The sequence below is a fragment of the Leptospira ognonensis genome, assembly GCF_004770745.1.
Taxonomy (GTDB): Bacteria; Spirochaetota; Leptospiria; order Leptospirales; family Leptospiraceae; genus Leptospira_A; species Leptospira_A ognonensis.
Genome location: NZ_RQGD01000022.1, coordinates 17,574 through 32,101 on the forward strand (window position 1 = coordinate 17,574; position 14,528 = coordinate 32,101).

10 protein-coding genes are annotated in these 14,528 nt (G+C 41.5%); 5 read left to right on the forward strand and 5 right to left on the reverse strand.

Annotated elements, in window-relative coordinates; all coding sequences use genetic code 11:
- The first annotated feature begins 67 nt into the window (after positions 1 to 67).
- Positions 68 to 2,110 carry a methyl-accepting chemotaxis protein gene (locus tag EHQ58_RS06050; protein ID WP_167883551.1) on the forward strand — a complete coding sequence of 681 codons (2,043 nt, stop codon included), beginning with the start codon at positions 68 to 70 and terminating at the stop codon, positions 2,108 to 2,110.
- A gap of 9 nt (positions 2,111 to 2,119) precedes the next feature.
- On the opposite strand, the gene secA is transcribed toward EHQ58_RS06050, so the two are convergent.
- The 3 genes from secA to EHQ58_RS06065 are packed head-to-tail and all read right to left on the reverse strand — an operon-like array spanning position 2,120 to position 6,166.
- Positions 2,120 to 4,879, reverse strand: a complete 2,760-nt coding sequence (gene secA, locus EHQ58_RS06055; protein WP_135622986.1) for a preprotein translocase subunit SecA — start codon at positions 4,877 to 4,879, stop codon at positions 2,120 to 2,122.
- A gap of 10 nt (positions 4,880 to 4,889) precedes the next feature.
- Positions 4,890 to 5,579, reverse strand: a complete 690-nt coding sequence (locus EHQ58_RS06060) for a type 1 glutamine amidotransferase (protein ID WP_135622987.1) — start codon at positions 5,577 to 5,579, stop codon at positions 4,890 to 4,892.
- Positions 5,576 to 6,166, reverse strand: coding sequence for a TlpA family protein disulfide reductase (locus EHQ58_RS06065; RefSeq protein ID WP_135622988.1), 591 nt, complete (start codon positions 6,164 to 6,166; stop codon positions 5,576 to 5,578). Before EHQ58_RS06065 ends, EHQ58_RS06060 begins: the two co-directional genes overlap by 4 nt.
- Before the next feature lie 132 nt (positions 6,167 to 6,298).
- Here EHQ58_RS06065 and EHQ58_RS06070 point away from each other — a divergent pair, with 132 nt between their 5' ends.
- Positions 6,299 to 6,772, forward strand: a complete 474-nt coding sequence (locus EHQ58_RS06070; protein ID WP_135622989.1) for a DNA primase — start codon at positions 6,299 to 6,301, stop codon at positions 6,770 to 6,772.
- Between the two features lie 179 nt (positions 6,773 to 6,951).
- A complete protein-coding gene (locus EHQ58_RS06075) occupies positions 6,952 to 8,199 on the forward strand; it encodes a 6-hydroxymethylpterin diphosphokinase MptE-like protein (RefSeq protein ID WP_135622990.1) in 1,248 nt (415 codons plus the stop codon).
- Here EHQ58_RS06075 and EHQ58_RS06080 read toward each other — a convergent pair.
- Positions 8,196 to 8,387 (reverse strand): hypothetical protein, encoded by a 192-nt coding sequence (locus EHQ58_RS06080; RefSeq protein ID WP_135622991.1) that lies wholly within the window; start codon positions 8,385 to 8,387, stop codon positions 8,196 to 8,198. The genes EHQ58_RS06075 and EHQ58_RS06080 overlap by 4 nt on opposite strands.
- A gap of 132 nt (positions 8,388 to 8,519) precedes the next feature.
- Here EHQ58_RS06080 and EHQ58_RS06085 point away from each other — a divergent pair, with 132 nt between their 5' ends.
- Together EHQ58_RS06085 and EHQ58_RS06090 are read left to right on the forward strand one after the other, a co-directional pair.
- Positions 8,520 to 9,992, forward strand: coding sequence for an HDOD domain-containing protein (locus EHQ58_RS06085; RefSeq protein WP_135622992.1), 1,473 nt, complete (start codon positions 8,520 to 8,522; stop codon positions 9,990 to 9,992).
- Complete coding sequence (locus EHQ58_RS06090; RefSeq protein ID WP_135622993.1) at positions 9,985 to 10,770, forward strand: ABC transporter ATP-binding protein; 786 nt, start codon at positions 9,985 to 9,987, stop codon at positions 10,768 to 10,770. Before EHQ58_RS06085 ends, EHQ58_RS06090 begins: the two co-directional genes overlap by 8 nt.
- Positions 10,771 to 10,781: 11 nt before the next feature.
- Here the strand turns inward: EHQ58_RS06090 and EHQ58_RS06095 are convergent, their stop codons facing one another.
- Positions 10,782 to 14,504 carry a Cna protein B-type domain protein gene (locus EHQ58_RS06095; RefSeq protein WP_135622994.1) on the reverse strand — a complete coding sequence of 1,241 codons (3,723 nt, stop codon included), beginning with the start codon at positions 14,502 to 14,504 and terminating at the stop codon, positions 10,782 to 10,784.
- Between the last annotated feature and the right edge of the window lie 24 nt (positions 14,505 to 14,528).

A 14,528-nucleotide genomic window follows, 5' to 3' on the forward strand; every position in this document is an offset into this window, starting at 1 on the left:
TTATAAATTTATATTTTTCCTAGATTAAATATTTTTAAAAACGTCCCATGGTATGGAGCTTCTAAATATGTTAAAATTTCTTGACCATCTAACGATCCAAAAACGACTTTTATTGCTTCCTGCTCCCCTTTTGATTCCGATCTTTTTTTTACTCTATTTACTGATTGCTGAGCAAAACAAAGCGATCGAATTTGCAAACCAAGAAATATTGGGCATCACCTCTCTTAAGCCCATCTACGACTCCATTCAAAACGGAAATCGCATTTATGAAAATGGAACAGAAGCACTTTCTAAGTTAAAAACTGACATCGAAAAAAATTCACAACTCATCTTGCAATCAAAACTTGTAAATGAAAATGATATTGAATTTATCCACTGGTACCAGGTGGCAAAGGCTGACCAGTTATCAAATGATGAAATTTTAAACTTCCTCCAAGCTGCCAAAACGCTTTCCTTAAAAATTGGAGATAACTCAAATTTGATTTTAGATCCAGACGTAGATACTTACTATCTTATGGATGTAACATTATTTCGCACGCCGGAGATTTGGCAGACGATCGCCAATCTAAATTCGATCCTTCTCGATGAGTATTCTGCCTCAAAAATCAAAAACCCTAAGTTTACAGAAGCTAGCAAAGCGAAATCATTAATAGCAATTGAAAGATTGAAACACATCGATGAGGAGATCCATTATGCATTTAAAAAAAGCAGCGATGCAAATCCCAGCATCTCTGCAGATCTCGAAAAAGCTAAAAATAAATTTCACAATGATCTTTTGGTTTATATGGAAGGAGTTAAAAATTTGTTGTTATCCGATCTGGATAAACCAAAGGATGTGAATCCAAGTCTTACATTGATCACCAGTGGTATTTCTCTCGGAGAGGCAGTTCAATCGACGGCAGTTGCCAACTTGCAGGCATTAATTGAAATCAGAATCCAAAAATTCTCAAAAGCAAAATATATCTCCTTAGTTTTCGTCCTGATTTTACTTTTTGTTTCTATGGTATTGGCACTCTATGTCATCAAAAGCATCAACCTCCCTCTAAAAAAAGTCCTCGAAAAAGTAGAGGAACTTTCTAGTGGGGAAGCTGATTTGTCAAAAAAATTACCAGTGATTGGTTCAAATGAGATCGCCAGTCTTTCTACATCCATCAACAGATTCTTACAAAAATTAAACGCGATAGTCATTGAGTTAAAAAAATCGGCAAAACAATCTGATAAAGCATCAGTTAGCATCAATCATGAAGCGCTATCCGTTTCGGAGTCTGCGACAGAGCTCGCTGCCACCTCAGAGGAGTCGGCTGCCTCCCTTGAGGAATTGACTACAAGTTTCGAACTTATGTTCGAATCGATCAGCAGTGAAACAAAAAATATTTTTAAGATCGTTTCAGAAATGAAAATCATCGAAAGCTCTCACAGCAAAATGAATTCGTTACTACAGGATTTAGATGCCCAGGCTCTTTCCTCCTTTGGCCTTGCGCAACAGGGAAATGAATCTGTAGGGGCCACACACACTGCCATGGGAGAGATTCGCAATGTAACAAGTAACATTGCGGGCATTGTCGATCTGATCAATGATATATCAGAGCAAACAAACCTACTTGCATTAAACGCAAGTATCGAAGCGGCAAGAGCGGGAGATGCGGGAAGAGGCTTTGCAGTCGTTGCCGAGGAGATATCAAAACTTGCAGACAAAACGAAAGACTCTGTTAAAAATATTAAGAAGCTCGTAGACCAAAGTAATTCCGTTGTCATCAATGGGGCACACCATGTGGAAGAAACCGTATCAGTTCTTAGTCAAATCGTAGGCCAATCAGGCGAAGTAAAAAATTATGTTTTAATGCTTTCGGAAGAAATGACAAGCCAATCACGTAGTATGTCAGATATAAATATAGAACTTTCCGGACTAAAAGATATGGCAGAGATGATAGAGTTTTCAAGTCGTGAACAGAAAAAAGCATCGGAAGATATGATGGTATCTATCAATAGCCTGTCAGGTGGAGCGCAATCCTTAGCGATCAACGCGGAAGATTTGAAAGAGCTAAGCGAGCAGATGAATCTCGTCTCGCAATCGATCAATACGATTGCGGACGGTTTCGTCACAGATTAAGTTTTATATCTATCTTTTCCTTCTGCTAGTTTTACGTTCAGAGCCGCCACCAGAGCTGATTGAGGTTGAAACTTGGGGTTTGTTTTGGTTTTTCTTTACCTCGTTTCCAAACATATCAACCTCGGCACGCGTCTCTTCGCCGATTTTCTTATATTCGCGAGGAGTCGTCTCATTCACTGACTTCTTATCAGAATCGGATACTTCGATGCGGAGTAAAAAAGAGATCACTTCTAACTTTAGATTTTCAACCAATTGGTCAAAAAGTTTAAATCCTTGCAGCTTATATTCAACAAGTGGATTTTTCTCGCCATAACCAACTGTCCATATACCTTCCTTTAGGTGGTCCATCGCATATAAATGGTCTTTCCATCTATGGTCCAAAATGTCCAAGAAAACATTTCGCTCGATGGATTTCCAAATGTCAGCCCCAATGCTTTCCACCTTTTCCTGGTAGCCAGAGCGAATTGCCTTCGAGACATCATCAAATAGTTTAAGTTGTGGATTGGATTCCTTTTTATACGAATCGATTGGAAATTCAGCTTCGATGCCTAAGGAACGAAGCCATTCGATTAAGTTATCAATCATCCAACTGCTTGTGTTATTGCCTTCACAGTGGAGAATGATTTGATTCTCTGCCACTTCTTCAATGAATTCCAAGATCTTATCGGACATAGAGTCTTTTTCAAGTAATTCATTGCGAATGCCGTAGATAAAAATTCTTTGTCGATTCATAACATCATCATATTCTAATAGATGCTTTCTAATATCAAAGTTATGGCCTTCGACTCGTTTTTGAGCACGTGCAATGGCATTTGATACCATGCTATGTTCAAGTTCTTGGCCTTCTGGCATCTTCAATGTATCCATGATCCGTGCAATTCGATCAGATCCGAAGATTCGCATCAAATCATCTTGAAGAGAAAGGTAAAACCTTGAGGAGCCCGGATCGCCCTGTCTTCCCGAACGTCCACGCAATTGGTTATCAATCCTTCTGGATTCATGCCTTTCTGAACCGATAATGTGCAGTCCACCGGCCTCAATGACCAAATCATGATCCTTCTTCCATTTCTTAGCAGACTCAAGAATCTCCGCACATATTTTACGTACTTCCGAATTCGAGATGTTTGTTAGAGATGATTCCGCTTCATCAAACTTTTGTTTAATGAGTAATTCTCTAAAAAGGTAAATTGGGTCCATATCAGACTTTGCATGAATGTTTAGTTTGGCTGCTTTCTCATCCAAAAGTTCTAAATCTTCTTTGTATTTAGCGGCTCCACCCAGAACGATATCAGTACCACGACCTGCCATATTTGTCGCGATGGTAATGGCTCCTGGTTTTCCCGCATTAGCTACAATTTCTGATTCTCGCTCGTGCTGTTTCGCATTTAAAACATTATGCGGAAGACCGTTTGCTGTTAATAATTTAGATAGGACTTCGGATTTTTCGATTGAAATGGTTCCGACAAGTATCGGCTGTTTTTTCGCCGATCGCTCCTTGATGTCTTTAATGACGGCATCAAATTTTTCTCTCTCCGTTTTATAGACTCTATCAGCATTATCTTCCCGTTTTACTTTCACATTCGAAGGTATGACGACTACATCCAAATTATAAATTTTCTTAAATTCTTCGGCTTCTGTATCCGCCGTTCCCGTCATACCTGCTAATTTTTTATAGATACGGAAGTAGTTTTGAAACGTGATGGATGCCAAAGTTTGAGATTCGCGTGCAATCGTTACTCCTTCCTTTGCCTCCAAGGCCTGATGCAATCCATCAGAATACCTTCTACCTTTCATTAGGCGACCAGTAAATTCATCAACAATGATCACTTCTCCGCTTTGTACAACGTAATCTTTGTCTTTATAGAAAAGTTTATGGGCCTTTAGTGCTTGGCTCACATGGTGAACGAGTTCAATATTGTCAGCATTATATAAATTATCTACACCGAGTAACTTTTCGACATGATGAACACCATCCTCAGAAAGAATGACATTTTTAGCCTTTTCGTCTACCTCATAGTCTTCACTCTCAATCAGTTTCGGTATGATTTTATCGACCTTAAGATACTTATCTGTCGATTCTTCTGCGGGACCAGAGATGATGAGTGGAGTTCTCGCCTCATCTACAAGAATAGAGTCGACCTCATCAACAATGGCAAAGTTATGCGATCTTTGAACTTTATGTTCCGCGTAAGAAACCATATTATCGCGAAGGTAATCAAATCCGAATTCGTTGTTTGTTCCATAGGTTATATCGGATGCATACGCTTCTTTACGTTCCTCGTGATCCATGTCATGTTGAATCACACCAACGGAGACCTTTAAAAAATCGTAAATCGGTTTCATCCAATTCGCATCGCGTTTTGCTAAATAATCATTTACCGTAACGACGTGAACACCTTCTCCAGAAAGAGAATTCAAGTAAATGGGCAGGGTTGAAGTAAGCGTTTTTCCCTCCCCCGTTTTCATTTCGGAAATATTCCCCCAATGTAGGGCGATACCACCCATCATCTGTACATCAAAATGGCGCATACCTAAGGTGCGATATGCGACTTCTCGAACCGTAGCAAATGCTTCTGGTAAAATATCATCAAGCGATTCACCTTTTGCGAACCTTTCTTTAAATCGAGAGGTTTGAAGAGAAAGATCTTCATCCGTCAAATTCCGAATCTTCGATTCAAATGAATTGATAGTTGTAACAATCGGAGAAAGTTTTTTTAGATCTCTCTCATATTTACTGCCGAATAATAAGGTTAAAAATTTTTGAAACATTTGTTTTCCATTAAGTATATAAAATATTGCGAAAAATGATACGTGCCGATGTTTCCATTTCCTTTTGCTTTTCCGCGAGATTTTTAAAATCTCCGTTACCTTGAGCAATGAAATCTTTGTGAACATTCTTCCAAACTTCGAGCATCGGCAGTGTTGGTTCAATATGAGCTTGGAAGGCAAAAACTTTATTTTCCACAGCAAACATTTGGTTTTTATACAAATCACTTTCTAAGAGGTGTGTGGCACCTTTGGGAATTGAAAAAGTATCCTCGTGAAGATGGAAAGCTTGGATTTCTGGCTGATTGATACCTTTAAAAATCGGATGTGTTACATCACGTATTTTCATCGGAGAGAAACCAACTTCTGGGCCTTTATCTCCAACGAAAACCTCGGCACCTAATGCCTTCGCGATGATCTGAGATCCAAGACAAATACCGATTAACTTTCGCCCATGGTTAGCCATCATATTCTTAACAAGCATGTAATAAGGCTGAAAAAAGGAATCTAAATCAGGATCTGTAACAGACTGTGGTCCACCTAACAACACAATAAGATTGAAATTCAAATGAGCTTCTGGCAATAGTTGGACTCTAAGATCATAGGCATTATGGAAACTAACTCTGTATCCATTTTCACGCAGAACGGATTCAATAATTCCGGGCCCCTCGCAATCTTTAAATCTAACACATAATGCTCTCATAAGGAATTCATTCCAAATTCATGCCGAAAGAAATTAACTTTCGGATCCTTTTTAAGGTTCTCTATATTGGACTCTTCTGAAAGTGCTCCAATAAAGTTATAGTAGAGACGAAGTGGTTTCGTTTCAAAAAGGAGAGTCTCTGGAGTACCTGTCACAAGAAAGTCTTCTTTGACTTCAAAAGGCGGCTTCATAAATAATACCGGCAGATTGATTTTGCGTTCCTTGACTTCCTTTTCCATGCGGGTCTTTCCTTTTTCATAGGCTTCGGTCCAAGAGGCGGTCCTTGGTATATCTACGATCTGGTAGGGATCGACGACCAAAAAGAGTGCTCGATTCGGATATTTTGTTTGGATTTCGGAAAAAAGGTAGTTCAAAGCAGGGATTTCTTTCCAGCAGGGTACGCAATCGGGCGAATAGACATTCAAAGCCAGGAGCTCCTTGTCGGTTGTCCCTAGGAAAATGGCATTTCCTTCCATGTCTACGGCTTGCCAGTCGGTTTCCCCGAAATAAGAGGATTTCGACGGAGCACAGTTTCCGAACAAAAGGAGGAGGATAAGGCAAAAGGCGGGGAAGATTGTATGTCCCATTGGGTTTCTTTGATCCCATCCTTCTCTACGGAACGCGTATGTAAAGCCCGTTTTAGAACTTTACCTTGACAGGAGAGGTGATTCTCCCAAACTGGCGTAACATTCCATTCCTATCTCTGGGGAATCCATATAATGAGCCAATCGCACAAAGAAGACTTCGACATCGTATCCTTAATTGAACTCTGCCGTGAAAAAAAATACGAGACCTGTGTCGCTGGATTCGGAGCGATCGACAAGATTGATAAACTTACGCTTCCAAAGAAGCTTAAAAATCGAAAGCTTACCGTACAAGCACTTTATGCACTTACAAATGATTTAATTCAGTGGAAATATCTCTCCAAAGAAGAAAGAGAAAAGATCCAAGAAGAAAAAGATAAAATTTCAGGCGTCTCCTCTACTCAAGGTTCTTCCTTTGCGCCACATGCGGAAGAAGACATTGATGAAGATTTTATTCCCGAAGAAGAAGCACGTAAACCTGAGTCTCTCGACGAAGACGGATTCGAAGACGAGTTTGGTGATGAAGCCGAAGAGGAAGAAGAAGAAGAGGAAGATGATTTTGATGATGATGAAGAGGATGCGGAAGCAGATGACGAGGAAGAGGACTAAGAGGTCTTTCCATTCCCTTTGAACCGGTCTTCTCGGAAGGCCAGCTTTCTAATTTTTTCAATCCACTCACTCACACCTATTTGCATTCGCGATTTGACCCTTTCAAAGAAGGGTCTCGCTTTGTAGAAACACTCCCTAAATCAAAAAATTCGATCCTTTGCCTCCTAGGTCTTGGCGCTATGCATCATTTAGATCAGGCAATTCGGCAATACGGTGAGCACCTGCCGCCGCTCCTACTGTGGGAGCCAATCTCCGAAATTGAACAAAACGAAGCCTTTCAAATGAAACGCTCCCAAATTTTCGCAAAATTAAATCAGCATCATATACCTTATGTTTTGTTAAATTCAAACGATGATCAAAACGAATGGGAAATAAGTCTCAAATCGTTTTTAAAAAAAACGAACTTAAATACTCTGGAATTGCGACCTTTCCCAGGTTATACGAGGGCATTTCCAGAGAAAATAGATTCCTTTGTGACGTTTCTAACTCAAATCACAAATGCCAGAACGGATATCAATACACAAACGATTGGTCACTTTTCACGTATCTGGACTCATAATTATCAAAAAAATGATTCCTTGATAAAAGCGAGAAAAGCGGATACTTATCTTTTGAACTCCATCCAGATGGGTCAAAAATTGCCTGTATTTGTGGGCGCGAGTCCAGATTTGGAACAAGAAATTTCTTTTTTAAAACAACATAGATCTGAGCTCTTACTACTCTCTTCCGATACCTCTGTGCAGTACCTTTTATCGGAATCTCTCTTACCCGATGCCATTCTATCTTTCGATCCAGGAAGAGGTACATTATATCACTTTTTACCTTCCATTCCAAGTGGAATACCCATCATAACTTGGTTAGGTGGACTGTCCGAGATATTTTCCTTACCAAATCCTATCTATCTCGTAAACACGAACCATCCCGTCGATCAAATATTGGAACATAAGCTAAAGGAGCCCTGGCCGTCTCTTGCCAATCCTAGTTTAAATCTTGCTGGTATGGGGAAGGCATTGGCCACACTTGCAAAGTCAGCCAAATTTTTGTTATCTGGAGTCAGCTTTAAAGGGGACAGTGGAAAGGCACATTGTCGGGGAACAGGATATGAAAGGTTCCGCCTACCACAGGTAAAACGAGAACGTACTTGGGAACAATTAAATACTACGAAGTTATACGCAAAAAATGAAGGGAAAAACAAACTAGCATGGGATCAATTATGGCAGCCATCCCCACCGATACAAATCGGACATTTAAAAGATGCATTTATTGAAAAAGAAACTCGAGTTAGTACTTCAATCTCCGAAGCGAATAAAATATTTAGGGGCATTAAGGGATTTCCCGAACTAAATCAAAATGACTGGGAAAGGGCTTTCCAAGAATTTCCTGAAGTCATTTCATCCAAGACCTTTATGAGGTGGTATCCTGGTTAAGCTCCAAATAATATAGGAATTTCACCTAAATTCCATTGTGCTTTCTCTTGGTTCGCTGGCTCCATTGGAAATTTTCGTGGAACTTTTCTTTTGTACTTTGTTTCTGTCATAGATTTAAGTATGTTTTCCAATCTTTGTTCCATCAATTGGTGAAGTTCTTCTCTTTCGTTTTCAAAATTTGTGATCATGTTCAACTCCCTATAAAATCATCATAACAAAGTACTAGGACAAATCTCAGGAAGGAGGTTAAAAAAAATAAAACAATTGCAGTTCCTCAAAAACTATTTACAAGAGTGTTTCAACAGGAAACTATAGTAACAGTGAATTTTCAGGAAATCATCGGTCAATTAGAGACCGCAAAAGAATCTAGAATCAATTACTACTTCGTCACCGAAGAACAAAACCAAGAGATTTATGCACTCCTCGTGCATGTCATGGGTTATATGGATAAGCTCTATTTGGTGGAAGTAGTTTTTACGGTTCTAAAAGAGCTTTTGATGAATGCCAATAAAGCCAATGCCAAACGCGATTACTTTACTCGCGAAAATCTTGATATTCAAAATCCGAAAGATTACCAAAAAGGGATGTCCCTTTTCCAAGAAAACATCATTCAAAAGTGGAGTGAGCAATTAGAACACTTAGATGGCGGAAGTTTTTATATTAGCCTTCTTATGAAAGTTGAAGCAAAAACGATTCATTTTGCTGTCGAAAATAATGCTCCGATAACAACGGAAGAACTGGCACGCGTTAACAAGCGCATTGAAGTCGCTAAAAATTATAATGACCTGGCAGATGCCTTTGCCGATGTTTCTGACAGTACTGAATCTGCAGGACTTGGCCTAGTCCTCATCCAACTACTACTAAAAAATTCTGGCATCGGATCTGATAAATTCCGCATCCATACAAACGACAAACTAACGAGAGCAACTTTAACGGTCCCGGAAGTGACGACACCTCTCGAGATAACTACAAATCTTAAGACCAAAATTCTAAACGAAATAGATGGTTTGCCGCCGCTTCCTCATTCCCTCACGAAGATCATTCAACTTTGTAACAACCCAGATTCTGATTTTAATATGATTGCAGGCGAAATTGAGAAAAATCCTGCTTTATCTGCTGACCTGCTCAAGTTGTCAAACTCAGCTTTTTTTGCCAATCGAAGTCAAGTTGGTTCTATCATCCAGGCGATCAAAGTTGTGGGTTTAAAAAACCTAAGAAACCTACTTTATGTTTCTGGTGTTCGTAAGATTATGGACGGACAATACGGTAAGATGATGGACGTCTGGGAGCATTCAAATCGCTGCAGCTTCTATGCACGGTACCTCGCCGCAGAACACACTGTTACCAATAAAATCGTGGATATCATAGCCGTGAGTGCTTTGTTACACGATATTGGCAAGTTTCTACTTCTCTCTGTGGACAGATCCTTTTTCAAAAAAATTGAAACTTACCAAAGAGGATCGGATTCTGGAAACTCAACCCTTCTCGAAGAGATGGCGATTGGACTTAGCCATCCTCAATTAGGTGCACTTCTCGCTGAAAAATGGGAATTTCCCGCAGACCTGCGTGTGGCGATCGAATACCACCACAAGCCATTCATGGCTCCTGCCGATCTTCGCGACTTAGTGGAGATGGTTTACATGGCAAATATGATGAGCGATTTTCAAGAATCTAAAAAGGGATTCTATGCTATAGACAAAAATTTACTCGCCAAGTATTCATTAGACGACAAGGAAGTATTCACCAAAGCCGTAAAAAAAGTCGAGGCACTCTACAAAGCGACGAATGTCTGAAATCTTACGATTTGAAAATGTAAGCCTATCCCGAAATGAAATTCCGATTTTAAAAAATATATCTTTTTCGATGAAAGAAGGACAGAGTGTTGCGATCGTCGGTCGTAACGGCGCAGGTAAGACAACTCTCATCAATCTTTTGTTTGGTTATCTATGGCCTTCATCTGGAACTATCTTTGCCTTTGGAGAAGAATACGGAACCACTCCCCTCGCTCCCTTACAACAAAAAATAGGATTTTTACAATCAGCTCACCAAGAACAACTGGTACAAAAATCGCTCACGGCCATAGAAGTTGTAATTACGGGGATTCACAAAACACTTGGGCTGTATCAAGATATCAGCACCGAGGCATATCAGTTAGCGTTAGATCGATTGCATTCTGTAAATCTGGCAGCAAAGGCAAATCAGAGATATTCTACACTTTCTTCCGGAGAAAAAACTAAAATTCTCTTATTACGCGCCTTGGGTGATGGTGTCAAGTTGCTTGTGCTAGACGAACCGACAGCAGCTTTGGATTTCACTGCGAGATACCAATTAGAAAAAAGTATCGAAAGATTGAAGATCGAAAACACAGACCTCACAAGAATCTTAATCACACATCGCATCGAAGAAATACCATCTGACTTTGACACCATCCTTCTTCTTAAGGATGGACTCTTAATCGGTTACGGTGCAAAAGAACTCGTTTTAACGAGTGCTAATCTTTCGCAATTGTATGACTTACCTGTAGAGGTGCACTTTGCAAACCAGAGATATTTCATCTCTGGCTTGTTGTAAAATTAAAATTTCTAATACTTTGATCTTTCTAGGAAATTGGAAGCGGTACAACCTACACTTCCGACATCGGTGATGTTTTTGTCATTGGAAATACAGAAGAGTTTCCACCAACGATTCGAATGGTTCGGGTTGATTGAATAATTTCTAACTTCACCTACAGAACCTTTGAAGATGCGAACGGTGGCTCCAGAGACACCCATATTTGCTTCACCTGACCAGTTGTAGATGCTATAATATCTCACCGGTTGAGACCAGATGGCTCCTTTTAGCGTAATTGTTTCCGGACCATAACCCGTTGTGATGTCATAGTCAAGTTCACCATTGCCCGCACTAAGAGGTGCCTTTCTGTTCCAAACAATGCGCTCGCCACTATCAGTAGCACTGTACTGGACATGTGAATCCAAGTCCCTTGGTTTTGCTCCCCAAGACAATACCACACGCATTTCATTCTCACCAATGACAGGCGATACGAGAATGTTTTGGTTGGCTGGTGTTTCAGATCCTGCCGCAATCACTGTCTTGTAGGTTGTCGAATATGTTTCAAGGCCACTCGTACAATTTCCATATTTTCCTGAGCCTAAAACTTCTAACGTATAGTTGCCCGGAGGAACATTCGGAATCGCGTAAGATCCATCTGTTGCCGTTTTTACAGAGGCAATGGTGACTCCATTGGCATCTATCGCGTACGGTCCAGATTTTACATTTACGCCTGGTCGTATGCGAGCCGTTAGATCACAAACTCCTGTGTTGTAAAGAGCAGAAAGCGCGCGTCCAGATATGGCAGCGGCAGTTTGTGTTCCAGGAACAAAGGTGATGATGTCAAAATTGGTCGTAGCATCTGCTTGGATGTCTACGATCCCCTCAACAGTTTTATAACCACTTGCCACAAACCGAACCTTCCATCTTCCGGCATTGATATTAAAGATCGTATATTGGCTGGCATTCGAAAAGGTCGTTGCTCCCGTCGAAATAGAGGCAGGTTGAACGCCAGCGGTTGGTCGAATGGAACCCGTATTTGGATCAACCACTTCTAAGGAATAGGTACCTGTGAATGCAAATCCACCTGGCGTTTTTACCGATCCGGAAAGGTGTCCGCGACCCGCATTCGTGATGATAGGTGTATTTACAGAGATGACTCCGCCAGTCGGTCCGACTTCGACAGGGAAATAGGTGACGATGCCATTCTTTTCCACACGTAAGCTGTATGTTCCCTGTGGCACTTGCAGGAAGGAATACGAACCATTGGCAGCGGAGGTCAAATTCCCAATGATTTGATCCTGCCCAGATTGACGGATAGCAGGAACCGAACAAGAGCTATTGTCAAAAGCTCCCGAACAATCTCTTCGGACATCAGCCACAAAGTTTCCATTGTCAAATCTTCCGAGAGTGAGGGTTGCTCCAGAAACAACCGAGGTGGAAATGGCATCGGTCACAGTTCCGCTCACGGTAGCTCGGACATTATGAACGGCAGTACCATTGAGAGTAAAGGTGACAGGAGTGGTTGCATATTGATTTGTTGCAATCGAGGAATTGTCTAGACTCAGAGATGTGCTTGAAAGGTAACTAGCTCGCGGGCTTGAGACCGTGGTATCAACGACGATCACTTGGTACGAAGACTGACGGAAATTGTATTGGTTCCCATTGTTCACGCTGACAGATGCATTTTCATCATTATCAACGGCGATGCTATCTGCATTGGCGAGGGTTGAGGCTCCACCGGATGCTAAGGTCTGCAATGCGTATCCCACTCTTTGGGCATCGGAGGTTAGACCTTGAGGAAGGGTGACTACATACGAACTGCCATTAAATGCAAAACTTCCCCCTGAAGTAATAGCGATATGCGCCAAGGAAGACCCTGTCGTAGTCGTATTTCCCAAAAGTACAACAAAGAGTCCGGACTGGTTCGTATGTACGGTTGGATTGGACGGAGCCGTATCCCGAACAGAAATCGTTCCCGCAATTTGAGAACGGTTAGAGATGGAGACCATCGCTACGTTCCCAGCATTATAATCACTGCCATTCAACAAGATGGTGAGAGGATTTGAGGAACAAGGAACGGAATTCGATCCACACCAGTTTTCATAGCCAGGAGCAGAAATATAATAAGCCCAAGTTCCTGCAGCGGCAGTGAAAAAGACCTGGTTGTCGGAAGGTCGAACATCATATACTTTGTTGCCCCATGTCGTATAATTCCATGGGCCGCTGCCTTGGTTGGCAAGCAAACAAGCTGTAGTTGGAGCGATGGCACAGCTACAAATGGTAGGAGAAGAACCAGGGCTTGTCGAACAATTGACACCTGCCACTCCGCTCATTGCTTCTATGATCCACAGTCTGATCCCGTTTCCGATTTGAGGGTCATTTAATAGATAGGTCAAATTTGACGGAGGTTGTGCGCGATCAGGACGAAAATTGATCACGGAACCAGCGATGTGATTTCCAGAGCCATCCTTTACATATCCGACTACGTTAGATGGTCTTGCAACGATCCCAATTGGAGTAGCGATTGTGACTGATTTATTTCCCCCATCTGGAGCCGGTGAAAAAAGGAAAGACTGCGACACGGTGAAAAAATTAGGACCGGAAACTTCTATGTAATAAACACCACCAGGCAATCCGCTCGCGTTTAGCTGAAAAGTTCCATTACCAGTGCGAGTGGTCGTATCTACAACGGCTCCTTGCTCATTCTTCAGTTTGATCGTAAAAACAGAAGTCGTGTCTCCTGAAACAGCCCCATTTCTAACAGTCGCGTTTAGTGCAATGCTACTCTCCGTAGCTGCGAGCCAAGGAAGACTCGTCTCTCCTAAATTTACAACTGTTGTTACGGAAGGATTTGTTCCTTGGAAAGTAAAATGTATGTTTTCAGTATTGGTCGCAAAGGTTTGGCCATTCGAGGTGACAGAAGAGCCTTCGTAGACAACCGTATAATTCCCGTTAGGAAGATTTGAAAAATTGAAACTAAAACTTCCATCTCCTGCACTTGTTGTGGTTCCAACTACATTTCCCTCCGAATCCCGAAGAGTTACTGTAATGCCAGATAAATTTCCACTGTTAACAGTGACCCCGTCACCCGAAAATCCAGGAGTAGAAATCATACCAGATATTGTCGCGGGACCAGAGGAATAATATAACCTTTCGGCTGTTAGATTTCCAACTGCAACAGCTGTATAGCCCGCTTGTGTCGGATCAAAAACGAATGAAAAATCCTGGTAGGTGTAATTCAAACCATTTCCGGTATTGATAAGTACGCGGTAGTTATTATTGGGAAGGTTATCCAAAGAAAAAACAAAACTTCCATCAGCTTGGGCAGTAGTGGATGAAACCAAAGTATAGTTCCCACCATTGGCAACCTCAATGCGAACGATGATTTGGCTGAGGTCTAAACAATTCGGAGCTGAGGGCGCTCCCGGGGATCCGCAAGTGTCAGTCGCATTTACACCACCAACGACCGGAACAATCGTTCCTGTGACTTGTGCAGGACCCGAAGTCGGAACTTCTTGGACAGCCGTGTTTTCTGGAACGTCTCCACTCGATGAGGTAGAAACGGAATCATTGGACGCTGGAAGCGGTACATCGTTCGAGTCGGTTGCCGTAGCACCCTCTGCCGTGGCGGTCGCGTTTCCTGCTCCACCAATTCCCAGCAAAAACCAAAAGGGGGCTGATTTGGACTTACCAGAACAGCCAGCCAAAAAAAATGCAAGAGTTAGTACGAGTAGAGTGATCCCTCGATTAAACATAAATTCACCTCAATATTGTTCGCT

Excerpts from the sequence above, each read along its gene's own strand:
- EHQ58_RS06090 (WP_135622993.1), top strand. The coding sequence starts at position 9,985 with ATGTCTGAAATCTTACGATTTGAAAATGTAAGCCTATCCCGAAATGAA.
- EHQ58_RS06095 (WP_135622994.1), bottom strand. The coding sequence starts at position 14,504 with ATGTTTAATCGAGGGATCACTCTACTCGTACTAACTCTTGCATTTTTT.
- EHQ58_RS06050 (WP_167883551.1), top strand. The coding sequence starts at position 68 with ATGTTAAAATTTCTTGACCATCTAACGATCCAAAAACGACTTTTATTG.
- EHQ58_RS06070 (WP_135622989.1), top strand. The coding sequence starts at position 6,299 with ATGAGCCAATCGCACAAAGAAGACTTCGACATCGTATCCTTAATTGAA.
- secA (WP_135622986.1), bottom strand. The coding sequence starts at position 4,879 with ATGTTTCAAAAATTTTTAACCTTATTATTCGGCAGTAAATATGAGAGA.
- EHQ58_RS06075 (WP_135622990.1), top strand. The coding sequence starts at position 6,952 with ATGCATCATTTAGATCAGGCAATTCGGCAATACGGTGAGCACCTGCCG.
- EHQ58_RS06065 (WP_135622988.1), bottom strand. The coding sequence starts at position 6,166 with ATGGGACATACAATCTTCCCCGCCTTTTGCCTTATCCTCCTCCTTTTG.
- EHQ58_RS06060 (WP_135622987.1), bottom strand. The coding sequence starts at position 5,579 with ATGAGAGCATTATGTGTTAGATTTAAAGATTGCGAGGGGCCCGGAATT.
- EHQ58_RS06080 (WP_135622991.1), bottom strand. The coding sequence starts at position 8,387 with ATGATCACAAATTTTGAAAACGAAAGAGAAGAACTTCACCAATTGATG.